Origin of the sequence: Pseudomonas sp. CFBP2511 (assembly GCF_030209255.1) — a bacterium.
Lineage (GTDB): Bacteria > Pseudomonadota > Gammaproteobacteria > Pseudomonadales > Pseudomonadaceae > Aquipseudomonas > Aquipseudomonas avellanae.
Map to the genome: position 1 here is coordinate 75,673 of NZ_JARVSI010000023.1, position 20,864 is coordinate 96,536.

The following is a 20,864-nucleotide window of genomic DNA, read 5'->3' on the forward strand; positions in this document are numbered from 1 at the left end:
AACTCCTAGACGTGGTAAGTGCTGTCAGGCACGTCGGTGATGAACATATAGCCGGGCGAATGGGTGATGGCGAAGGGTACACCTGATGCCATGACTGCTGCCTGAGGGGTGACACCGCACGCCCAGAAAACCGGAACTTCGCCGGGCTTGATGCTAACGGCATCGCCGAAATCGGGTCGACTCAGGTCGTTGATACCCAGCCGTCCAGGCTCGCCGATGTGGACTGGAGCGCCGTGCACCGAGGGGTAGCGCCCGGAGATAGCGCTGGCCTCGGCAACGCGATCAGCCGGAATCGGACGCATCGAAACCACCATTTCGCCGTGTAACCGACCGGCAGGACGGCAGGCGCGGTTGGTGCGGTACATCGGCACATTGCAGCCATCGGTGATGTGCCGCACTTCGATGCCAGCCTCTTGCAGCGGGGTTTCAAAGGTAAAGCTGCAACCGATCAGAAACGCGACCATGTCGTCGTGTTCAGCCCAGGCCTGAGTTGCGTCGCTGACTTCTTCCGCCAGCTTGCCATCGCGCCAGATGCGGTACATCGGGATGTCGGTGCGCAGGTCCGCGCCTTCAGCCAGGAGGGTGGTCGGGCTGCCGGCGTCGCTGACATCCAGGATCGGGCAGGCTTTGGGATTGCGTTGCGCGTAGAGCAGGAAGTCGTAGGCCCAGTCGCGGGGCAGGGCGATCAGGTTGGCCTGGGTCATCCCCGGTGCAACGCCTGCCGTGGGGGTCACCAGACCGTTGCGGTAAGTGCCACGCGCCTCGCGGGCTGCGGCGATGGCGCTCTGACGGGCTCGATCAAAGGCATTCATGAGCGTTTTCCGGCAAAGGGCTGCAAAGATGCACTGGCTTGTTCCAGTACGCGGCGCAGCTCGCGGGCCATCTCTACGGCGGCGGGGCTGTCGCCATGCACACAAATCGAGTCGGCCTCTATCCTGACCAGGCTGCCATCAATGGCTTCGATGGAGCCTGACTGAACCAGACGCAACATGCGCTGGGCCACCAGCTCCGGGTCGTGAAGCACAGCCCCGGGCTCGCGCCGCGAAACCAGAGTGCCTTGTGGCGTATACGCACGATCAGCGAAGGCCTCGGCGATGCACTGCAAACCTTCGCTACGGGCCAGCTCAATCAGGGTGGAGCCCGCCAGAGCGACGAGCACCAGCGCAGGATCAATGGCGCGGATCGCCTCAATCACCGCCATCGCCTGTCTGCGGTCGTGCGCAATGGTGTTGTACAAGGCCCCGTGAGGCTTGACGTAGCGCACCGAGGTGCCAGCAGCCTTGGCCAGGCCTTGCAGCGAACCGATCTGATAAATCACGTCGGCGGTCAGTTCGTCGCTGGCCACGTCCATGTTGCGGCGGCCAAAGCCAACCTTGTCCGGGTAGGACACGTGAGCGCCAATCGTGACGTTCTTTGCGGCAGCGGCTTTCAGGGTCCGCAGGATGCCCGCCGGGTCGCCGGCGTGAAAACCACAGGCGACATTGGCGCTGGTTACGATGTCGAGCATCGCGGCATCGTCGCCCATGCTCCAGGCGCCGAAGCTTTCACCCAGGTCGCTATTTAGATCAATCGCACGCATTTGAAATAACCTCTTCGTAATCAGGCATTTTTAATCAGGCTGCGCCAATGAACGCAAAGATGGCACCTGCCGACTTGTAGGCCATGAACCACGACAGCAGGCAGGTCAGAATACCCAGCACCAGCAACCAGCGTGGATAGTGGTAGCCATCCATCAGGTCAGACCGGGCCCAGCCCACGTACATGAAGATGCTCAGGCCCAGCGGCAGGATCAACCCGTTGAAACCGCCAGCAAACACCAGCAACGCTGCCGGTGGCTTGCCCAGCACGATATAGACAGCCATGCAGATGACGATGAAAACCACGGTCGCGAGGTTACGAACGCGCTCAGTGATCTTCTTGGAGAACACCGTGATAAAGGACATCGACGTATAAGACGCGCCGATTACACTGCTGATACCCGCTGCCCACAGCACCAGACCGAACATCATCATGCCGATGTCGCCTGCCGCTGCCTGAAATGCCTGACCAGCAGGGTTCGCGCCCTTGCCAGACACATCGATAACCACTCCGCTTGCCACCACACCCAGAATAGCCAGAAACAATACGTAGCGAGCAATGCCTGTGACCAGGATGCCGGTCAGCGCTGCGCGGGATACCGCCTGAAGATTTTCTACACCCACGGTGCCGCGATCAAGCAGACGGTGAGCGCCGGCATAGGTGATGTAACCGCCTACCGTGCCGCCGACGATGGTGGTGATGGAGGCAAAGTCGATGAAGTCAGGCCATACCGACTGACGCAGGGCTTCGCCCAGCGGAGGATGGGTCGCAAAGCATGCGAACACGATCAGGCATATTTTCAGGATGCCCAGCCCCATCATGATCCGGTCCATCGCCACGCCAGCGCGATGAGACGAGAAGATCCCAATGGCAAGCAGCGCACTTAAAGCACCACCCCATTTAGGATCAAGACCGGTCAGCGCATTCAAGCCCAGACCTGCACCGGCAATGTTACCCAGCATGAACACCAGCCCACCGCACAGCACCAACACCGTCAGCAAGTAGCCACTGCCCGGAATAGCGGCGTTGGCCAGATCGGCCGCGCGCATTTTAGTCAGCGACACGATGCGCCAGACGTTCAGCTGGACGACGAAGTCAATCAGGATCGAAGCCAGAATGCCGAATGCAAACGCAGCACCCAATGTTGCCGTGAACGTAGCGGTCTGGGTCAGGAAGCCTGGCCCGATAGCAGACGTGGCCATCATGAAGACAGCGGCGACTAAAGACGCCCGCCGCGCCTTTGTGAACTCTTTTGTGGTCGTTGTCACGGCATCATTCCTACAGTGGGAGGTATCTCGACTGAGCAATGAGCATGCCAAAACTCAAGGATCACCGCTGTCATGTAGGTTGATAAAGGATTTATTGTTGAACAATCTGTTATTCATGGCTGATACAAGAGCACCAAATTGTTACCTTAAGCGCTTGCGGTGCTACCTAATGAAGCATGTTCCAGGCTTCATCCTTGTGCCACGCACTAGGCTCTGATGGAATAACCCCGCGGTTTTCCTCATCCTGGACCTCTTAATGAACGACGCCTCTCCCACCCTTCCCCGAACACTGGGAGAAACCATCACCCGAGAAATACGCAGAATGCTGGTCGAGGGCGAACTCGTGCCCGGCCAACGCCTTTCAGAAGCCGCACTGGCAGAAAACCTCGACATTTCGCGCAACACCTTGAGAGAGGCATTTCGGGTTCTGACACGCGAAGGCCTGCTCAAACACGAACCTAACCGCGGAGTGACGGTTGCAGAACCCGACATGGCCTCGATCATCGACATCTACCGGGTGCGCCGCTTCATCGAGTGCAAGGCCATCGCCCAAGCCTACCCCCAGCACCCAGGCACCCTGCACATGCGTGAGGCTGTCGAATCAGGCGTGCAGGCGCGCGAATCGAAAGACTGGGTAGCGGTCGGCACGGCTAACATGATTTTTCACAACTCAATCGTCGAACTGGCAGATAGCCCACGCCTGCTGGTGTTTTACGGGCAGATCTCGGCTGAATTGCGGCTGGCCTTCGGGTTGCTCAACGACCCCCGATTACTGCACTTGCCGTTCCTCGATATGAACGCATCGATACTTCAATGCGTTGAAGAAGGCCGAGCGGGCGACGCGACGATCATGCTGGATGCCTACCTGGTGCAATCTGAGCGAACTGTCCTGGCCGCTTACGAGCGCAGTATGAAGCGGTAGTCGCGTTGGTGGGGTACTGGGAGTACCGGTGTGTTCGCTGGTGTTTTCGTTTATGCGGGCATTGGATGTACGGGGCGCAAATAACGCTATTTTGTGGATTGATGATCCAGCTAGGGTGGAACGTAGATCCTTTTCCGGGGTGAGGAATCGTCACGGGTCGGTGCGTTGGCTGCCCACGTCCGGCCTGTGCGAAACGACCTTTGACATTCCCACGCCCAGTGCCTGGAGCACCTTGAGGATGGTCGAGAGCTTTGGGTCGCCACCAGCCGCAATAGATCTGTAAAGGTTGGGTCGGGCCAGGCCTGTGTTCTTTGAGAGGTTCCCCATACCGCCTCTCGCCTCGATCAGGCGACGGATGGCTATAAGGAAAGCGTCTTCGCCACCGTCCTCGTCGATTTCCTCCAGCGCAACAGACAGGTACTCGATGGCAAATGCTTCGTCCTCACGAAGCATGTCGAGAACGCTTTCGTCATGAGATCGCGTATGAGTGGTCATTTCTTTTTCACCTTGTGGCATTTCCATAGCGCCTTGGCTTGGTCGATGTCGTTTTGTTGCTTGTCCTTTGAGCCACCGCCCAAGAGAAAAAGTATTTTTGGCCCTGAATCGCGTAATACACGCGGAAGCGGGGAACAAAATTCAGCTTTATTTCGAAGACCCCGTCACTCACCGGTTCTGTTACGCCGAAGTGGCCAGGCGCCGCTCGGACGACTCTGGTGGTGATCGGAAATGCCGTAGCATCCTTCAAACGTCGTGGCAGGCGCAAACCACTGCCCAGCATCAAGGTCATGCATGAATTGCCCTGTGCCTGCGGTTATGCGAAACCTCCGTCACGTTGAAAAGAGGGGGTTAGATTACGTGGATCGCTGCAACTGAGTATTGTCATAACGCTGATCCTCTTTTCATACAGCGCTTTAGTTTGAAGCGCAGTACCACGCGGATAGCATAGACAAGGTCAACGGTTTTTTATCTTGTAGCCATCAATCGGAATATCTTCTGTACGCTTATATAGTGGCGCATCGCTGAAATTGATTTGTTCAAATGCTTGTGTATCCCAGCGTCCCGCTTTCAAGGCTAAATACAACATCCCCACTCTTAGCGGTATGTTTCCGCGTCTGTCTTTGGCGCGTCTGAAGGAAAAAAAGTTGTAACCCTCTTCCAAAAAATACCGATAAGGGTCGTAATCATTGAGGTCAATAGAGAATCTTTCGAAAAACTCGACCATCAGATCATTTGCATCATCGCCATCTATACCTAGGTCCCTTGCGACATCGGTCGCCAAGCTGAAGCTTTCAAATGCCTTTCTTCCAAAGCCTACGGTATCTTGGATGCAGACGACAATGCTATCCATTATTTTGTAATCAAGGGATTCGTTCATGGCTAGAAAACCTGATCTTCGGTGCTCACAATGGAGTTATAAGTTACAACTGTCTTGTAGCCTATCATTCCTAGCTCCGCAGCCGTATATGCCCAGCCTGCGACAGGGATCGCGCGTGCTATGAAAGCGCCAATGCTAGGAGTTCTGCGAATGCGCGGGGGCCGCCAACCAACTATTGATGGGGCTCTATAGCCTCCAGGGAACCGTCGATTCTTAAGTGCGCGCCTTAATAGTATAGATAGAATGGACGTATTTTTGGTTGCACCCCCGGGTTTTGTGCGTGTGGGAATTATGTTAGCTCCGGTCACGATGCCGAATGCAGCCGCAACATCACTGATTCCCAGTTCATCCATCACAGTTTCAGATGCAATTATCCATAGCAGCTGATTAGCAGTAAGTCCGCAGTCTCCGTCATAACAATATATTCTGGCCACTTATACTATCCTTATGCGTATGTGTTGTTGCTTATCTGATCCCAGCCTGCGGAAACTTGTCCGACCAGCAGTCCGGATTCTCTGCTTTGCTGCGAATAGATCATCTTGACTTTGGCATAGTCAAAGCGAATGACCTCTTCAGGAAATGAAGAGGGTGTTCCATCGAAAAGGTTTCCTGACTCAACGCCGCTGATGATTACTTCTTCAAATGTGACTTCCATGTACTTTTGTTTTTCTCCACCTGCACGGTACAGGCTCAAAATTACCTTCTTCAGATGTTGGCCAGCGCAGCAGGCTTGAAAGATTTTTGGTGTCGATGAGTCAACCAGCTTCACGATACTGAAATCACTGAGATAGACCCGGCCTACGGTTGCACCGCCCGAAGAACTGGCAGTTCTAGAAACACCTTGCGTCGCCGCCAGATTGAAGGCAGTGGCCTCAATCCAGCCCTCGTGGGCCGAGTCCCTGGATTCTCCGGCGATACCGTCAATCCAGATAAATGCGTCAAATGCCATTCCTGCTCCTTGGAAATGAATTTTACAGTTGAGGCCGAGTAACCTCCTCAGTGAAGGCTAACGTAACGAATTTCTATTTGCACCCCCCTTCAGGTTTGTCATGTGTCATGTCTTTGTCTGCCACGGTGAGTGTCTTTGCGCTTTGGGTGGCCTCAAGCGACGTCATCAGGCCAGATCGACGATGGCTCGGGCGCCAATCAAGGGGAATACGTGAGTCTTGAACCTGCTCATTACGGTTTTGGAGTGGGGTGGTGCCCACTTGGCATACAGTCCCCTGTGCCAATCCAGCGCTACATTTTTGAATGTGCGGCCGTTGATAGCAGCAGCGGTCTCGGCGTTGCGCTTTGACTCAACGGGGCCAACGCCATTCGCCAATTATCTTTTCTCCTTGAGCCGTTTCGGCACCAGGAGTTGAAAAGAAAGATGTCTGGCTGAAAAGTCGGGTAAATTCACAAGTCCACCAGACTTGATCAATAATCTGCTAGGAGGAGATATAATTGTTATCTGCGATTTGTTGGCTTTTCGAGTTGTTCCTCAAGTCACGAACCCTAGGTTTTTAAGTCTTGCTGCGAGTGAATTAGTGGGCGATACGGATTTGAATTGAGTGATTAATGTTTGCGCTTGCTCGCTGAAGCTTTTGGCATTCCATCTATATAAAATATGTCTGATGCTGGAAATCCTTCGGTGTCAAACTGTCTCTTTATTGCATTCAGCTTTGTCAAAGTATTTCCTAGGCTTCCAACGTTTATTAGTACGAAAATCCCTTGGTCAGTGTTATCTCCACGTTTATAAATTTCAAGCTGCGTGTCATAACCATGTAGTGCCGCGCCATTGGTAGATAGTTTGAATTCAATGACTAACTTGCATGCATTGCCAGTTGAAATTTTAAAGTCGACAGGCCCATTTCCAGAATTTGCTTCAGGTGTAATGTCGAGGTCGTAGGCTTCACAGAAAACAGACGCCATGCTAAAGAAAAGATTTTGTACTGTCTTTTCACTCCTTGGTTTTTCATCAAGCCAGAGTTCTTTCCAAAGGCCGCGGTTCTCAATTTGATTTTTGAAAATGTTCAGCATATCTATTATGACGAGTTTTAGATTCTGAGCGGTATAATTTCCCTTTAGAGTATTTATTGTCTTCGAAGTAAGAGATGTATTGTTGTTGAAGACTTCTTTCCAGAATGCTGGGTTTCGTAACTCTTGGCTGATGTTGTTTATCGAACCAGTTAGGTTTCGTTCAAGTGCATCAATTCGCTCGGCTAATTGTTGCGTGTCTAGGCTTTTGTTGTGTCTTAGTCTGTTTATATAGCTAATAATTTGGGTGGGGGTAGGGGCAATGTGCATCTCGACTAATAACTCCATGGCATTACTTTGCCATTCGGTGCCTACGTGCTTTTCAAAGTTGTGAGAGAGCGCGATATCCCAAAGGGCCTGTCGCATATCAGTCGAAAAATCAGAAAGGAAATCAACATCAGGCGGTGTTAAGAGATACTCAAGGCAGTAGTCCTTCTTAAAAGGTTTTTTGATATTGGTGATCATTCTAATTAAGCCGGCACTGATGCATGCCTTTCGAAAACTCTCGTTATCATGTGATTGAATTGTTTCGAATAATTCAATCAATGGGGAGACATTGTTGAGTCTCGATATGGAGAACTCTCCGATGCCATCCCATATTTCATTTGCTAGCACGAACCCTCTATCATCAATAAGCGCATATGGAGTAATTATACATACGTGGCCATCTTCAAAAATATATGCTCTTAGGCCTTTGGTTTTATAGATGTAGTTGTGTGCGCTTGAGCCGGCAGCAGTTATGCCATCATGAAGTAAAACAGCTTTTTTCTTATAGAATTCTCCCTTGTTGTTCATGCGAGTGTTTCCTGCCATGGGCAAGTGTATTTCTGTGAGTGGCTCTGCTATGACATGAAGGTTTTCAGGAAGCAATTCAAAAAGTATATTTTGATCGAGTACCAGCTCAAAAATTTCCTTTGATAAGCTTACCAGGTCAGCCTCGATTCCTTTCGACTCCCTTACTCTTGTTTCCAGCAGTTTCTCCAATACGCTCAAATCAATGCTCCTAAAGTTTAAAGTTGAGATTGGTTATGATCGCCATATGTTATTTTGCTATCGATGGTTGGGGTTGATCAAGCAGTATCGAATTTCTAGGTAGAAACGTATACGTATCAGATCCCACTCAACGATTGAAAACCCATGACATTTCTAGACGTCGAGCCAGCAGCCGGGCCGTAAGCACGTAGTAGCGTGTCGCCTGACTGCGGTGGCACATGCGATGTTCTAGAGACCAAGAGGTATACATTTTCTGCCAACCTCGGAGAAAAGGAGACAGACTTATTTAATGGCACACATCAATCAGCGCCAAAAAACATTTGTCCCCTTTGCTAACTTTTCTAAAGCTATCCTAATTGATGTTGGTGAGACCTAAAGCCTTACTGATAAGTTGTGGGTTGGTCTGAGGTCTTTCTATTTTTGAAGCAGCTGAAATAGATACGCTAAAGCCACGCTGAGAAAGATTGTCGTAGGCGTGCACTAAATTTACCTTGCTAAAAAAAGGTAAGTTATCTTTTACCGTGCTTGGCTCATCTCCAAGTATTAAAAATACTACCTCGTAATCCGAACTCTTAAAATTATCAATTGGTACGAGGTCTCGCGCGGCATTGCCAAGCGTGGCAAGAACTTTCCTGGCTGATTTTCTAAAGTCACGGTCTCCGAGCAATATTTCTGCAGCGACACTGCCTTGAGCAAAAAGATGACTCAAGCCGGCTGAACCACCTTTTCGATGTTTTACATGGATAAACTGCTTTGCTGACGTAAGCAGGTCGCATAGTTCAACGGAACTTGTTGATTTGTTACTTTTAATAAGTCTTTTATCTAGTAAGTAATAGCTATGCGCTTGAGCCGCTCTGATGTTATAGTCGCCTTCTGCTTCGATTTTGGATTTATTGCTTTCTTCCCATGTATGTATTTGCGGAAATCGAAGAGGTGAAACGGCGATCTGTGCCAAGCTCGCATTTGTTCTTCCCAGGAACGAGTTGTCGATTTCATACCAAGCTCCACCAAAAATCATGGTGGTTTTGTTTGTTTCAGCGACTTCGTAGTATATGCATTTGTAAATCGAGTGGCTAAATTCATTGTCGTGTATGTCAAAAACGTGTAGCTGGTCCCGTTTAATTGATTCGATAGAGACCTTAGTGGTGTCGATATTAGCCAAGTATAGGTCAGTGGAAATTGTAGGCGTTTGATTGGATTTTGTGCGTGTAAAGCTGAATCCCGCGATTGAATCCCACTTTTCAATTTCTGGCAGAGTTAAAACTATATTTGCGTCGCGAGCTTTAATGGCTGCCAATAGAATAGCATCGAAGTAATCTACTCGAGACTTTTCCTTGACTTTTCTAACGTTGTCGACCCACAGAAAGTTATCTTTGTAGTCATTTTTTTGATATTGAGATTTCAGCGTTCTAGCTATATCGACTAGATCGTGTATCTCCATTTCTATACCGAAAGAAAACATAGAGTCGCCACCCGATATATTCTTAAACTCGACGCCAATTTTTGGAGTGCCGGTGACCGCTCGCAAAATGTCTTTAGAAATGTCGATGCCAAAAACACTTATTTCAGAGTCTCGCGTGGCTTGTGACTTTTTCTGCACAGGCTGATCGTCAAGGGTATGTATGTCAACGCTTCGAAGGCTTTCATGATCAAGAGTATTTAGTGCTGTTTTAAGTCCAAAATCTTGGACAAAAAATGATAGATTTATTAAGTGCCTGCCATAACCGAATGCTATTGCAAATACATCATTATCAACCCTTATGAACAGAACCGCTGAACTGGATTTGTTACCGATATCCGTAACGGTTTGCCCAGCAATTTCGTCAGCTATATCTGACCAATTTGGCTTTTTTTCAGTTGCACGCTTTACGTATAACACGCCATTGAGGTCAAGGCTTGAGGCAGTCTCATATGCAACTACGTCTTTGTCCGCAGCGAGAAGTTCAGCAAAGCCACTGTAGGTGACTTCGGGTTTTTTCAAGAAAATATTGAGATGGCGATATTTTTTCCCTGGCATCGCTTCTTCCCTAACCTAAGGTAGTGGCTATTAGCCTTTATTCATTGATATTGCTTCAATCTGCTAGCTTTGACAACCCCTGTTTAGTCAGCCCACTGGCCAGTGGCAGCGGTAGCCTGTGACGGTAATGACTAATTGGTAACTCGACCTATCGACTTAAAAATTATGGTGGCGTCTTCGCGTGCTGTTTTTTATGAGGTTTTGGAGGAAGTAATTTCCTTTAACTCAAGGCGTCGAGTGTCACCTCAAAAAGTCAGTAATTTAACTAAGTCTATGAAACATAAGGATTTCTAAGGTGGGTTGGCGGACCTTCGTATCAGGACCAGGGTTGACCATTGGCCAGCCAGCTTGGCCGGACCTCATGTCCATTTTCCAGCCTGCAGTGGGGCCGACTGAATTGATTGCAAAAATTAACGGTCACGGGGAGGGGACAGTGTTCTCGGGATGGCACAGCTGCCCATCACAAATTCACCATGACATTCAATCAACGCTATTAGAAATAGTCTCTAGCAATTAGATCTAGAGTAGTCCCCACGTCATCTCGCCAAGAATGTTGAGTGTTATCAGGGCTCAAGGCCCCTGCGGCCTGTAGGGATGTCCACTAACGCGGGACTGACGGCTCCTTACGACCGGGAGCATGGGTTTCTCATGCTCTGGCCTCCTAAGCACCGATAGCGGTGGGCGGGTTGAGGCCGCGTTGGCTAACGAAACCAGCACCGCGAGATCCTGAATCGGGCGAAGGCAGCTATGCGGTGACCGAGGCATGCCTGGCTGTCAGCCAGGTGCAGTCCAATCCATGGTCTGCGGCACCATCATCTACACCGCTGTTGCTGGTAACTTCGGTGTTTGTCACGCCGATTGTCACGAGGAGGATTGCGGCAAAGCCAAGCGCGACAAAGGCTGCAGGATGGTCTGAGCGCCCGGTTATTTCTGGAGGCGGGCAAAGGATTGGCGCAGGGAACCGAGAAGGCGGATAAATTGCTGCAGCGTAACCGGAGAAAAAATTACTTCGAGGCGAGGTTTCGTTACTTTTAACGGCGAAGCTTCAATTCCCTGACCCGCTTGATAACGTACTGCTCGAACAACGGATGATTCACTACAGCTTCGTATCGTTCGTAATTCGAGAACGCCCGATATACCGCACCGCAAATATCGTGCTCGCTTTGAGTTTTGTTTTTGTTGCAAGCGCCTGCCAAGATAGCGCTGACGCTATTAAGGTTCGCATGCATACCTGTTTCGTTGAGTATATCGATATAAATTGCACGCCAAGGTCGCGGGTCAACCTCCTTGATCTCACGGCCTACAAACCACCAGCTAACAAAGCGCTGGCCATCAATTACGAACTCTTCGTATCGGTTGTCCGCCATGAAGCAGTCTGGGCCAGTCAAGGCGCTCTGTGTGAGCAGTGAGGGAGCGGAGGGCGATCGTTGTCCATTAAGTATGCGTGAATCGCTATCAACCTGGGCGCAGATTATCGGCGTTGGCAAAGATCTGAATAATTTGTAGAAGGTCGCCTCTCTGGATGCACCCACGGTGTCTTGCACCTTACGAAAGTAGGCCTCGACGGTGTCGGCATTTTCAAACTGATCGACCAGCCAATCTGAAGGCATGAGCAATTCTGCAGCGAAGCGATTGGCTTCGGTTTCCATCTGCATGTAAGCAGCATCTGCCTGATGAGGGGCGATGTGCGAAATAATGGTGCCGGTGTGCCAAGGGATAACGATGTGCCCGAGTTCATGGGCCAAGGTGAATTTACGACGTTTCGCCGGAGCTGATTCGTTGACCAATATTCGAGGTTTTTGTGTGCTGCCGATTCCGATGGTGATGCCATCGACGTCGTAGGGAATGTTCAGGTATTCGAGTTCGCCGTATTCGGTGCAAGGGCGTCAAATGGGGGAAGTAGATTGCGTCTGGCCAGCACACGGCGCGCCATTTTTTCCTCTGGATACATCAGATCTTGCCAACGCTGCGCAGCCAGGCTTCCACTTTGGTCGCTTCGGCTACTGAGCCTGCGCGAGCGGCCATTTTAGATCTGTCCTGTGCGAGCTCTTGCTCCAGAGAGGTGCCCCGTTTTCTGGCGGCTAACACGAAAGAAAGCACTGACGGGGCTGTTGCCCATATTTGATATTCCTCCCAGCTCATGCCGAGATACTCATGCAGCTCCACGTCTGCACCTTCGCGTCCTTCATGCCAGTCCTCGACAAACTGATCGATTTCTTCTTCCAGTACGCTTCCTTCAAGGCAAAGCTCAATAAAACTCATATGAACCTCTCAGTTCGGTTTGATTCTTCGTCCGCGGACGGCGGGCTTCAAGGAAAGCCCTGTATCAGGGCAGACCGAGCCCAAATGGAAGCCGCGTCGGTCGAAAACTTCAAACTCGCCATGGAGCGAATCCCATGAATAGTATCGCTGCTCTACGGCATCAAAATAATACTTACGGCCACCTTCTGCATACGCGACTCTGAAACCGCTGACAATAGAGGGATTGGGTCTCGGCTTGCCACCCATCCAACATTCCTTATCCTGACGTTGGGCTCGGCATCGCTGCCAATGAGCTGAAACTATAGCCCAAGCTGTTCGGGGCGAGTGGCTTCGGGCGGTACTGATTGGTATCAAGAAATCGCAGATTGCTGCTTTGCTTTCGAAACGAAAAAACCCGCCAAAAGGCGGGTTTTTCGGAGATCTCAAAGGCTGCAAAAACCACCTATGAAATCTTGTATGGTGCCGGCACCAGGAGTCGAACCCGGGACCTACTGATTACAAGGAAGATGCTTTAAACCTATAAATCAATGGCTTACAGATTTTCCTATTACGTCAAAAGTTTCCCAAAACCCCGCTCAGCCGGGGGCGATCGTTCCTTGTTACGTGGCGAAAACCGCCTCGAAATGCTCCAAATGGCGCTAATGCTGCTCGCTGAGTCTTGCCTTTGTACTCGACGCCAAATTTGCTCTGTGGCTTTCCCCAAGCTGCCGTAGTAGCGTTACGCCCTTACCGATTGGATCAAGGGCTTGCGAGCCCAGCACGGAGCTCCAAAAATGGATTTTCTTGAGTCACTCAATTCTCTGTCCGCGAAAGTTCGGCAGCAAGCCGCCTCGATTCAGACAGAAGAGGCAACCAAAACAGCTCTAGTCATGCCGTTCATTCATATGGTGCTTGGCTACGATGTGTTCGACCCTTCTGAAGTCGTGCCCGAATACACCTGTGATGTAGGAACGAAGAAAGGTGAGAAGATTGACTATGCCATCGTAAAAGATGGAAATATTCAAATTCTTATTGAGACAAAGAAGGTCGGCGAACCTCTTAACATAAATCATGCTAGCCAGCTTTTTCGGTATTTCCATGTAACGACTGCAAGAATTTCAATACTGACAAATGGTAGGGTTTACAAGTTTTTCACGGATCTTGATGCACCTAACAAGATGGACGAAAAACCATTCTTAGAATTGGATCTTCTTGCAATCGATGATCATGCGATTCCTGAGCTTCAAAAGCTGACCAAATCATCTTTCGACGTTGATTCAATTCTAAACGCAGCTGGTGAGCTAAAATACGTCGGTCAAATAAAGCGCATGATTGCTGCTCAGTTCAGTCAGCCTGATGACGACTTCGTCAGGTATTTCGCATCCCGTATCTATGAGGGGGCTATCACTCAAAAAGTACGTGAACAGTTCACCGTGTTGACGAAAAAAGCCACCTCGCAATTTCTGAACGACCAAATCAATGATCGATTGAAGTCAGCTATGAGCGGGGTCACCGTGCCTACCGTCGCTGAACAACTGATAGAGGCCAATACAAGTGTCGAGAAAGATGCTTCGGTAGAGGATCGAATAGTTACTACGGTAGAAGAGATGGAAGGCTTTCACATCGTCAAGTCTATCATACGCACGGTGGTGGACGCTAAGCGGATTAACCATCGCGACACCCAAAGTTACTTTGGTATTCTCTTGGATGACAACAACAGGAAGCCTATTACACGGCTACATTTCAATCGTGCTCAAAAGTACATTGGTATATTTGAGAAAGATAAAGGTGAAACTAGGCATCCGATAGCAACTCTCGATGATATATACAGCTTCAGTGAAATGCTAAAAGAAACAGCCTTACAATACGAAGCGAGTTGAATTTCAATTTTAATTGAAAATTAGTAGGGCGTCGAAGATGAAAGCTTTTCTGGCGCACTGTTTTTAGGGTTCCTATAGCGCGCCTTATGTTCAATCGATCCCACAAAAAGCCTGCTCTTACGGGCTTTTTCGTCGTCTGCTGGACGCCAGAGGTACCGCTCGGCAAGTGATGGGCTGGGGCGCAAAAAATACTGCAGGTCCTAGGCTCTGTACGTAAAGTGGCTACGCATCGGTAATGCTGCGTTAAAAACAGGCTCGGAATGCTCATTTACAACCCGTAGACTTCGCTTCCTACCCCGTTTTTGCCTTGTCTGACCTTCGCCGGCGACTTTTCGTACAGAGCCTAGTTGCGTGGAAATGTCGGGCATCACCCCTTCTTTGAAATACTGATTAGGGATCAATCGAAAGCGAAATAGCGGTATCTGATGCTTTTCAGTTGTCGACTAAAAACGGTTGCACTTATCCGCGTAGCTATGTCCATAAATCAGGACGAAACCTACCAACTCAACACTAAGAAACTCTAAACTCGTTTACGCAGTATACGTCGTAATTCAAGTTGTTATAGTGATCGATCAAAGCTTTAAGCATCTGGGGGGCTTCACTACGGGATGATTGAAACTCACCAAGATTGGGATCGAACAATTTGAACCTAGTTCCTTCACAAGAACTAGCGATTGCGTGGCCTTGAACGCTTGCAAAGCGCAAGCTTAGCAAGTGCTTTCTACCTGCCTGAGCCAAATCGTTTGCCAATGTTTGGGCTAATTGCGCACTACCACCTGATGCATGAACAGTTTTAGGTTCTCTGCGTAATGAGAAACCTGCATTCTCGACGACAGCGGTGCTAGCAGTGAAAAACGGCGCTTCATCGTCATTTGAAAGTGCCGAGGATAAAGCATCGTCATAGACCTGATGCCTCTGTGCTCCGTTACTTTGCCCTTCTCCATTATAGTCAAGGTGGTCCATGCGCGACTCAGCGTCGCCGCTGTTGCTCATTACAAGCCACTCGGTGGAAAGACCTGCGCAGATGTTGTTTCGATTAACATCTCTTGACGCGACCGCAAAATCTTCTAAGTTAACTTGTGTAGTAGAATCATCTCCTAGACTTACACTTGAAGAAGATGCGCAGCCTTTGTCACCCAACATCAAGGCTAGAAACGGATGTATCCCGCGTGCCCTGGGCCTCAATGCTAAGTCCAGAGGCTGTTGCTCATTTGTTTGCCCATGCTCAGGTTGAGGCGCGCTTGCTGCCTGTGGAGCATGGTTTTCCTGATGATGCAAGAAAGCTATCGATGGCGTTGCCATATTTATCTTCATACGTACCTCAGATTGTTTTCGACATGGCTCTTGGATCAAGGAGCTGGCTAGCTACCCTAAAATTGATAGGTGAGTGTCCAGATGAGCCATTCGGTTCCACGACATATGGGTGGGCGCTATTTCTCTCGACATTCCATCTTGCTCTGTCTCCACATATGCGTCAGCTGCTGATCACTCTCGCTCGATGCGAAGCAGGCGTGTGAGAAAATCCCTCTGTTACGTATCCATTAGATTTACGTCCGTGAGGCATTAACAAGTGGCAGGCTGAGATCGTAGACATCCATCATGGCCCCGTCCCGGTGACCGCTGGCCTCCTGTTTGTCCGCGCGGTTGCCGGCTGTGTCGGTAATCCCCCGCCGCTTAAGGTCATGCAGGCCAAACCGCTGCTCGACCGTTATGGTGCCGTCCTCGATGGCCGAGGTGATGAATCGTTGCCAGGCCGTATCCAAACTGGATTTGCGTAAAGCCCCACCGTGACTTGCCACGATGATGTAACGCCGGTCGGGACGAATCGGAACGACCGTCGGTTTGCTGGCCCACACCTTGGCCCGGTATGCCTTCGCTCCCTCCCACGCGGCGCGCAGACGTGGCGTCCAGCGGACAATGTTGTCCCGGCTGCCCTTGCGCCGGTTGGTCATAATCCCTTCAGTTAGTTCATGGGCATCTGTCAGCGTGATGGTCTCAATGCCCCGCAAGCGACAGAGGTAACCGATCTCCATTACATAGCTCAGATACTCCGGACAGCCGCCTTTCTCGTTCCTGGCCAAGCGCCCGAACGCCAATGCACGGTCGACCAGCGCTTCCATTGCCAGGTGTTCCGGCAAACGCCGGCGCTTGCGCTCCACAGGCGCTTCAATACCCTGCGCCGGATTGCTGTCGAGGTACCCCCGGTTGCGGCCCCACTGCAGCACCCGACGCAGGTAGCGTAGGACATGTGCCGCTTTGGACGGCGTGCCTTCGTCGGCCAGACGATCGACAATCCGCTGGATCAACGCCGCCGTGAATTTCTTCACCAGTAGATCCCCCAACGGCTTGCCCAGCTTGGTGGGGATACTCAGCAGGACGTCCCGCGAATAGCAGTAATCGCTGTGAGTCTTGAGGCTGAGTTTCTTGTAACGATCGCTCAAGTGAAACTGCGTGCAGACGTAACGCAATGTGCCTTTATCGACGCCCGAGGTTTGCTCCATGATCTGGTGCAACTCGGCCAGGCTCACGTCAGCAGGTGCCACATTGCGCCGGCGCTGCTTGCCTGTCTCGTCGTAATGCAGCGTGTACCAGACGCCGGCGTTGCGATGATCAAAATAGATGGCCGCTGGAAGAGCGGCCTGGTCGATGTGCGGGGGGATGTGCGGAGTGTGCTTCCGCCTACGCGCTTTCCTCATAGAATATCGGTGCCATAACTCTCTGAGGTTACAGGCTCTATGCCCGCAGCATGGTGGATGAGGTCCAACGTCGTCCACGGACCAGTGCGCCCCCGGAACATGCGGATCCCCTGAGTGATCAGCGAGCGTTCGACGTCGGAGCGGCGTTGGTAGCCGGTGATGCGCTGCAGGTCCTCAAAAGTGAGAACGTTGCTTGTTTGGGAGTTCATGATTGCTCTCTATCTCAAGCAGCAATCAGGGCAGTGTAACGTCCCGCCCTGATGCTCAAAGCCAGAACCTGACGGCTCAATTACTGGGGGAGGGGATGTCGAGAATGCTGGCCAGAACGCGCATGTCGTTGGCGCTCAGGTCACCTTGGGTCGTGGCCTGTGTGGCCAGGCTTTCAAGTCGCCCGCGAGCGTGCGGAGTCTTGTGCACCTGGTAACTGATCAATGCTGCGCCGATCAGGGCGATAGTCAGCAGGCTTTGGGATGGTGTGCTAGCCTTTGGATCGCTGCTGCTTGGGTGTTCCGTCTTCATCACCGTACTCCTAGTAGTGGTTGGTACTGGGGAGCTGCAACTCCTCAGTACCGTTCTTTTGCTGACATCATTGCCGTCAGTTTCTTATGGCTGCGGTCCTGCCCTGCGCACCAGGTGAATCACCAAGTCTTCCAGATCGACCAGATCTTCCGTCTCTGATTGCCATTCCAGCACCGCCTGGATCTGATCCCGGCTGCATTCCAGTACTAAAAGCTCCTGCTTTGTGGCGCTCCGAACTTCCAGAATCTCTACCAGGCCAGCAGCGCTGTATGCCTCGGCATGTACCAGCTGGTTTGCTTCGCCGATCCATTCGTGCAGTTCTTTCAAATGCTTGAGCTGCTTCGTAGCACCTTGCCAACCTTCGCCCGTGATGACTTGAATGTGCATATGCGTTCCTCCTTGTGGTAGTGATCAAGCGGCCTGAAAAATCCAGCACCGCACGGTTTTCGGCTTATCGGCGGCGTCGATATCCCAGGACGAACACACGTTGCGGTTTGTCTCGATGAACTTCGGGCACTTGCTAGTTTTTAGGTGACGTTTGAGTTCGGCCAGATCCGGGAGCTTCTGCCGCTTGTTCGCCGCAGCTTCGGCAAAGTCGTTCAGGTTCACCGCAATCAGCCCCTCATTACGAGAGTGGTTCAACGCACCAGCGTGGCTGTTCAGGTACTCGTAAAGCTCCCAGAACTCAACGACCATCGGGTGATCAGCGTTGATTGCCAGTTGTCGCTCTTTGGCCATGCTTTGAACCTCGGCATGGGCAGCGTCAACCTGGTGCTGCTGCAGCGGCACGACATGCACCAGGGCGTCGACCAGCGCATGCAACTGGGCGTGGTTCTTGGCAATACGCACCGTGCGGATCTCGGGCAACTGCAGCAGCCGCTGTTCATAGAGCGGCACACTCGCTTTCACCGTCTGCATCACTTGCGCTTCCCGGGTTGTTGCCATCAACAGAAAGCCACTCACCTTGTCGACTGGCATCTGCTCGAGCTCTTCCACCAGCAGTTTGGTTTTGGCTGTCTGGCCGTCCTTTGTCATGCCGACGTGGGCTATCCGCTGCAGGATGGGCTCAGAGGCGTTCACAGCATGGTTTTGGGCGAACACAAAAGCACCGCGGAACGGCGGTTCCCGCGTGTCGTTGCCGTTGTTCTTGACCCCGGTCGACCGGACGCTACGGCCGTTGTAAGCGGTTTTCAGCTCGTCCCAGTCGTACTGCTTAGTCGCGCTGCCATCTGTCTTTTCCCGTTCGGATTCGATCAGCACGACCGGTAGGTTGCCGACCTGGGCGAAGTTACGGGCGCGGGCGACCGGTGTGCCCTTGGATGGGTCAAAGCCTTCGTAGTCGAGGCGACCGAGCAGCTTCCACAGAAACTCGATCAGCGTGGACTTACCCGCACCGGCTTCGCCGACTACCTCAAGAAACAGATAGCTCTTCTGGTGTTGCCGGATCTGCTCCGCGAACAATGCTCCAAGCCAGTACGCCAGAACGACGATTCCTTTGGCCCCAAAGCACTGCCACAGAATGTCGAGCCAGCGCGTTGTGAACTTGCTCAGATCGGTGTTGATGTTCAGCGTGACGGACTGACTAAGCGTTTTAATGCTCAGTTTCTCCATGTCGAAAAAGTCTTCCTCGTTCAGTTTGTAAACCTTGCCGTCGCGCACTGCCACGTCGCCGTAAACGTAGGCACCGTGTTCGCGGGTGTAGCCGGTGAAGTCGATTGTCTGCACGGTCTTGAGCGCGTTTGTCTGCTCTTCAATGAACGCGTCCAGTTGCTGAGTGGTGCCGGTGAACATCCCACCGGGCGCGATTCCGAGCAGTCGTTTCTTGAACTCGGCGGACGAGGCGATCTGCGAGCTGGTAAAGGTGTTCTTGATCGGCTCGGCGTCGTGGGCAAACGTAATCCGGAAGTAATACCAGGACTCGTCGGTAAGCTTGTTCTCCTGGTAGTACAGGGCCTTGGGGTTGCAAGTGGCAATGCGCTGAATCGCGCCGCACTGCTGCATGGCCTTGGCCCGGCGCTGCTTGTCGTTCAGTAACTGATCGTCCTGATGCTCGCTGTCCTCGAGGTCTTGCATGGCCCGGTTGAATTTCTCCAGGTCGAGCTTGAACCAGTAGAGGCGGTTACCGAACTCAAGGTGGAATTCACTACGGTGTTTCCAGTCGAAAAGCACCAACGCCTTTTCCGTTACGTTGTCGGCGATCAAGAGGGCGCCGTGGTGCCTGGCAACAGTCAGGTCCTTCTGGGTCTGCTCGGTCCGTTTGTCATCCTCGTCTATAGCCCACCAACGCTGATGCAGATCGTTCCAGTCGACCTTGCGACCGTCACGCTGGGGGATCTGGGCCGCCTCGCAGACAAAGCCCAGTTCCCGCGCCTGGCGGACCCAGCGCTTGGTATATGCGTGTGCGCCTGGCTCGTTGTCCAATGCCCACACCAGCTTCGGTAATTTGCCTTCACGGTCTTTGGCGAGGCGCTTCAACGACTCGTCAGGAAATGCGTTGGACGACATAGCGGATACTGCTGCTACGCCGTGATGCACCAGCGCGATGGCATCAAAGATCCCCTCGACAATCCACAGCTCTTTGACCTCGAGCAGCTCGACACACGGTGGGCACCACCACACGCCTTTGTAGCTTTCGCCTGGCTTGAAGCGCGCCTTCATTTTCCCGAACCGGGCAGGGCGGTCAATCAACCGCTCCCAGTAGCCACCTTTTTCTAGTGCGAAACGCACTGTGGCGCTGCCGGCATCATGTTGTGACGAGAAGAAAGTGTCTTGAGTGAACCAGCCGGTAATCAGCGACATGTCGAAGCTGCGGGCAAATTCCATGTAGGCGCGAGCTGTTGCGGTAGGGGCGTTATCGGTCGCGGGTGCGCGCTTGCTCCAATCCTCAAACAGGTCGTCGTAAATCTCTTTGACGTGCAGCGTGTGACCACACTTCTCCTGCCGGCCGCAAATCAACTGCCACGGGCTGTCAAAGCGTGTGTATAGCTCCTTTTTGTTGCACTTTGGGCAGGTGCCGCCGCGCATATAGTTGGTTGATTTGCGGAGCTTCAATCCGTAGTCGGACTGAATGCGCTGCAGAACGTCGTGGCGTAAATCGTCTCTCATGAATGCTTCACTGCTTTGAGGCTTTGGCTCAGGGCTGCCATAAGGCGTTTTTGCGCTGCCATAACAGGGACGTGGGCGAGAATTGCGCCATGGCGTTGGCCGTCCGCTACAAAGCGGTATTGGTCGTCGTACCAGTATTCATTGAGCCTCAGGCGATACTGTTCACGCAGTGCTTCAAGCAGTGCTTGAGCCTCTGCCTGGGGCAATTGAGCGGTGACGATCACGGCGTTGGCCATCGTTAAACCTCGAAT

Annotated in this window: 21 protein-coding genes and 2 pseudogenes; 2 read left to right on the forward strand and 21 right to left on the reverse strand. The window is 51.8% G+C overall.

The annotated features are described in order from the left end of the window. Positions 1 to 5: 5 nt before the first annotated feature. From QRN38_RS19240 to QRN38_RS19250, 3 genes are read right to left on the reverse strand one after another with little or no spacing between them, the layout of a single operon-like run. A complete protein-coding gene (locus QRN38_RS19240) occupies positions 6 to 812 on the reverse strand; it encodes a putative hydro-lyase (RefSeq protein WP_024667561.1) in 807 nt (268 codons plus the stop codon). Then, positions 809 to 1,579, reverse strand: a complete 771-nt coding sequence (locus QRN38_RS19245) for a LamB/YcsF family protein (RefSeq protein WP_005769912.1) — start codon at positions 1,577 to 1,579, stop codon at positions 809 to 811. Before QRN38_RS19245 ends, QRN38_RS19240 begins: the two co-directional genes overlap by 4 nt. A 34-nt stretch (positions 1,580 to 1,613) precedes the next feature. Further along, complete coding sequence (locus tag QRN38_RS19250; protein ID WP_007246591.1) at positions 1,614 to 2,846, reverse strand: NRAMP family divalent metal transporter; 1,233 nt, start codon at positions 2,844 to 2,846, stop codon at positions 1,614 to 1,616. 256 nt (positions 2,847 to 3,102) lie between these two features. On the opposite strand from QRN38_RS19250, the gene QRN38_RS19255 reads away from it, so the two are divergent. Continuing rightward, positions 3,103 to 3,768, forward strand: coding sequence for a GntR family transcriptional regulator (locus QRN38_RS19255; RefSeq protein WP_080439222.1), 666 nt, complete (start codon positions 3,103 to 3,105; stop codon positions 3,766 to 3,768). Positions 3,769 to 3,918: 150 nt separating this feature from the next. On the opposite strand, the gene QRN38_RS19260 is transcribed toward QRN38_RS19255, so the two are convergent. From QRN38_RS19260 to QRN38_RS19305, 11 genes and pseudogenes are all read right to left on the reverse strand, one after another. Next, complete coding sequence (locus QRN38_RS19260; RefSeq protein ID WP_025992609.1) at positions 3,919 to 4,284, reverse strand: addiction module antidote protein; 366 nt, start codon at positions 4,282 to 4,284, stop codon at positions 3,919 to 3,921. Next, positions 4,260 to 4,489, reverse strand: a pseudogene (locus QRN38_RS19265) (type II toxin-antitoxin system RelE/ParE family toxin); the annotation flags it as partial. The gene QRN38_RS19260 and the pseudogene QRN38_RS19265, both read right to left, overlap by 25 nt. A gap of 231 nt (positions 4,490 to 4,720) precedes the next feature. After that, complete coding sequence (locus QRN38_RS19270) at positions 4,721 to 5,143, reverse strand: DUF1493 family protein (protein WP_005767267.1); 423 nt, start codon at positions 5,141 to 5,143, stop codon at positions 4,721 to 4,723. Positions 5,144 to 5,145: 2 nt separating this feature from the next. Then, positions 5,146 to 5,577 carry an STM2901 family protein gene (locus QRN38_RS28055; RefSeq protein WP_122223279.1) on the reverse strand — a complete coding sequence of 144 codons (432 nt, stop codon included), beginning with the start codon at positions 5,575 to 5,577 and terminating at the stop codon, positions 5,146 to 5,148. Between the two features lie 11 nt (positions 5,578 to 5,588). Next, a complete protein-coding gene (locus QRN38_RS19275) occupies positions 5,589 to 6,092 on the reverse strand; it encodes an Hcp family type VI secretion system effector (protein WP_005767265.1) in 504 nt (167 codons plus the stop codon). Positions 6,093 to 6,263: 171 nt separating this feature from the next. After that, positions 6,264 to 6,467 (reverse strand): annotated as a pseudogene (locus QRN38_RS19280) (phage integrase central domain-containing protein); the annotation flags it as partial. Positions 6,468 to 6,700: 233 nt separating this feature from the next. Further along, positions 6,701 to 8,155 (reverse strand): DUF8371 domain-containing protein, encoded by a 1,455-nt coding sequence (locus QRN38_RS19285; RefSeq protein ID WP_057419243.1) that lies wholly within the window; start codon positions 8,153 to 8,155, stop codon positions 6,701 to 6,703. Positions 8,156 to 8,507: 352 nt separating this feature from the next. Then, on the reverse strand, positions 8,508 to 10,172 hold the full coding sequence (locus QRN38_RS19290; RefSeq protein WP_057419244.1) for a TIGR04141 family sporadically distributed protein: 1,665 nt from the start codon (positions 10,170 to 10,172) through the stop codon (positions 8,508 to 8,510). Positions 10,173 to 11,203: 1,031 nt separating this feature from the next. Continuing rightward, the gene (locus QRN38_RS19295) at positions 11,204 to 11,959 is read right to left on the reverse strand and encodes an ImmA/IrrE family metallo-endopeptidase (RefSeq protein ID WP_235814770.1); all 756 of its coding nucleotides are present in this window, start codon (positions 11,957 to 11,959) and stop codon (positions 11,204 to 11,206) included. A 163-nt stretch (positions 11,960 to 12,122) separates the two neighbouring features. Next, positions 12,123 to 12,434: a hypothetical protein gene (locus tag QRN38_RS19300; protein WP_057419245.1), complete on the reverse strand. Its 312-nt coding sequence runs from the start codon at positions 12,432 to 12,434 to the stop codon at positions 12,123 to 12,125. A 9-nt stretch (positions 12,435 to 12,443) separates the two neighbouring features. Next, positions 12,444 to 12,680 (reverse strand): colicin E3/pyocin S6 family cytotoxin, encoded by a 237-nt coding sequence (locus tag QRN38_RS19305; protein WP_081025541.1) that lies wholly within the window; start codon positions 12,678 to 12,680, stop codon positions 12,444 to 12,446. A 527-nt stretch (positions 12,681 to 13,207) separates the two neighbouring features. On the opposite strand from QRN38_RS19305, the gene QRN38_RS19310 reads away from it, so the two are divergent. Then, complete coding sequence (locus QRN38_RS19310) at positions 13,208 to 14,293, forward strand: type I restriction endonuclease (protein WP_057419246.1); 1,086 nt, start codon at positions 13,208 to 13,210, stop codon at positions 14,291 to 14,293. Between the two features lie 510 nt (positions 14,294 to 14,803). On the opposite strand, the gene QRN38_RS19315 is transcribed toward QRN38_RS19310, so the two are convergent. The 7 genes from QRN38_RS19315 to QRN38_RS19345 all read right to left on the reverse strand — a co-directional run bounded on the left by QRN38_RS19315 (position 14,804) and on the right by QRN38_RS19345 (position 20,849). Next, the gene (locus QRN38_RS19315; protein WP_183140630.1) at positions 14,804 to 15,595 is read right to left on the reverse strand and encodes a YopT-type cysteine protease domain-containing protein; all 792 of its coding nucleotides are present in this window, start codon (positions 15,593 to 15,595) and stop codon (positions 14,804 to 14,806) included. A 245-nt stretch (positions 15,596 to 15,840) separates the two neighbouring features. After that, positions 15,841 to 16,989 carry a site-specific integrase gene (locus QRN38_RS19320; protein WP_057419248.1) on the reverse strand — a complete coding sequence of 383 codons (1,149 nt, stop codon included), beginning with the start codon at positions 16,987 to 16,989 and terminating at the stop codon, positions 15,841 to 15,843. Further along, the gene (locus QRN38_RS19325) at positions 16,986 to 17,198 is read right to left on the reverse strand and encodes a hypothetical protein (protein WP_004407165.1); all 213 of its coding nucleotides are present in this window, start codon (positions 17,196 to 17,198) and stop codon (positions 16,986 to 16,988) included. Before QRN38_RS19325 ends, QRN38_RS19320 begins: the two co-directional genes overlap by 4 nt. A 76-nt stretch (positions 17,199 to 17,274) precedes the next feature. Further along, complete coding sequence (locus QRN38_RS19330) at positions 17,275 to 17,508, reverse strand: hypothetical protein (RefSeq protein WP_057419249.1); 234 nt, start codon at positions 17,506 to 17,508, stop codon at positions 17,275 to 17,277. An 84-nt stretch (positions 17,509 to 17,592) separates the two neighbouring features. After that, on the reverse strand, positions 17,593 to 17,895 hold the full coding sequence (locus QRN38_RS19335; protein ID WP_057419250.1) for a hypothetical protein: 303 nt from the start codon (positions 17,893 to 17,895) through the stop codon (positions 17,593 to 17,595). A 24-nt stretch (positions 17,896 to 17,919) separates the two neighbouring features. Continuing rightward, positions 17,920 to 20,613 (reverse strand): toprim domain-containing protein, encoded by a 2,694-nt coding sequence (locus QRN38_RS19340; protein WP_057419251.1) that lies wholly within the window; start codon positions 20,611 to 20,613, stop codon positions 17,920 to 17,922. After that, a complete protein-coding gene (locus QRN38_RS19345) occupies positions 20,610 to 20,849 on the reverse strand; it encodes a hypothetical protein (protein ID WP_004407174.1) in 240 nt (79 codons plus the stop codon). Before QRN38_RS19345 ends, QRN38_RS19340 begins: the two co-directional genes overlap by 4 nt. Positions 20,850 to 20,864: the final 15 nt, after the last annotated feature.

Bases quoted from the DNA above. Each gene is read 5' to 3' on its own strand.
- QRN38_RS19315 (WP_183140630.1), bottom strand. From the start codon at position 15,595: ATGGCAACGCCATCGATAGCTTTCTTGCATCATCAGGAAAACCATGCT.
- QRN38_RS19345 (WP_004407174.1), bottom strand. From the start codon at position 20,849: ATGGCCAACGCCGTGATCGTCACCGCTCAATTGCCCCAGGCAGAGGCT.
- QRN38_RS19240 (WP_024667561.1), bottom strand. From the start codon at position 812: ATGAATGCCTTTGATCGAGCCCGTCAGAGCGCCATCGCCGCAGCCCGC.
- QRN38_RS19300 (WP_057419245.1), bottom strand. From the start codon at position 12,434: ATGAGTTTTATTGAGCTTTGCCTTGAAGGAAGCGTACTGGAAGAAGAA.
- QRN38_RS19335 (WP_057419250.1), bottom strand. From the start codon at position 17,895: ATGCACATTCAAGTCATCACGGGCGAAGGTTGGCAAGGTGCTACGAAG.
- QRN38_RS19320 (WP_057419248.1), bottom strand. From the start codon at position 16,989: ATGAGGAAAGCGCGTAGGCGGAAGCACACTCCGCACATCCCCCCGCAC.
- QRN38_RS19340 (WP_057419251.1), bottom strand. From the start codon at position 20,613: ATGAGAGACGATTTACGCCACGACGTTCTGCAGCGCATTCAGTCCGAC.
- QRN38_RS19305 (WP_081025541.1), bottom strand. From the start codon at position 12,680: ATGGGTGGCAAGCCGAGACCCAATCCCTCTATTGTCAGCGGTTTCAGA.
- QRN38_RS19275 (WP_005767265.1), bottom strand. From the start codon at position 6,092: ATGGCATTTGACGCATTTATCTGGATTGACGGTATCGCCGGAGAATCC.
- QRN38_RS19290 (WP_057419244.1), bottom strand. From the start codon at position 10,172: ATGCCAGGGAAAAAATATCGCCATCTCAATATTTTCTTGAAAAAACCC.
- QRN38_RS19245 (WP_005769912.1), bottom strand. From the start codon at position 1,579: ATGCGTGCGATTGATCTAAATAGCGACCTGGGTGAAAGCTTCGGCGCC.
- QRN38_RS19330 (WP_057419249.1), bottom strand. From the start codon at position 17,508: ATGAAGACGGAACACCCAAGCAGCAGCGATCCAAAGGCTAGCACACCA.
- QRN38_RS19325 (WP_004407165.1), bottom strand. From the start codon at position 17,198: ATGAACTCCCAAACAAGCAACGTTCTCACTTTTGAGGACCTGCAGCGC.
- QRN38_RS19255 (WP_080439222.1), top strand. From the start codon at position 3,103: ATGAACGACGCCTCTCCCACCCTTCCCCGAACACTGGGAGAAACCATC.
- QRN38_RS19310 (WP_057419246.1), top strand. From the start codon at position 13,208: ATGGATTTTCTTGAGTCACTCAATTCTCTGTCCGCGAAAGTTCGGCAG.
- QRN38_RS19260 (WP_025992609.1), bottom strand. From the start codon at position 4,284: ATGCCACAAGGTGAAAAAGAAATGACCACTCATACGCGATCTCATGAC.
- QRN38_RS19270 (WP_005767267.1), bottom strand. From the start codon at position 5,143: ATGAACGAATCCCTTGATTACAAAATAATGGATAGCATTGTCGTCTGC.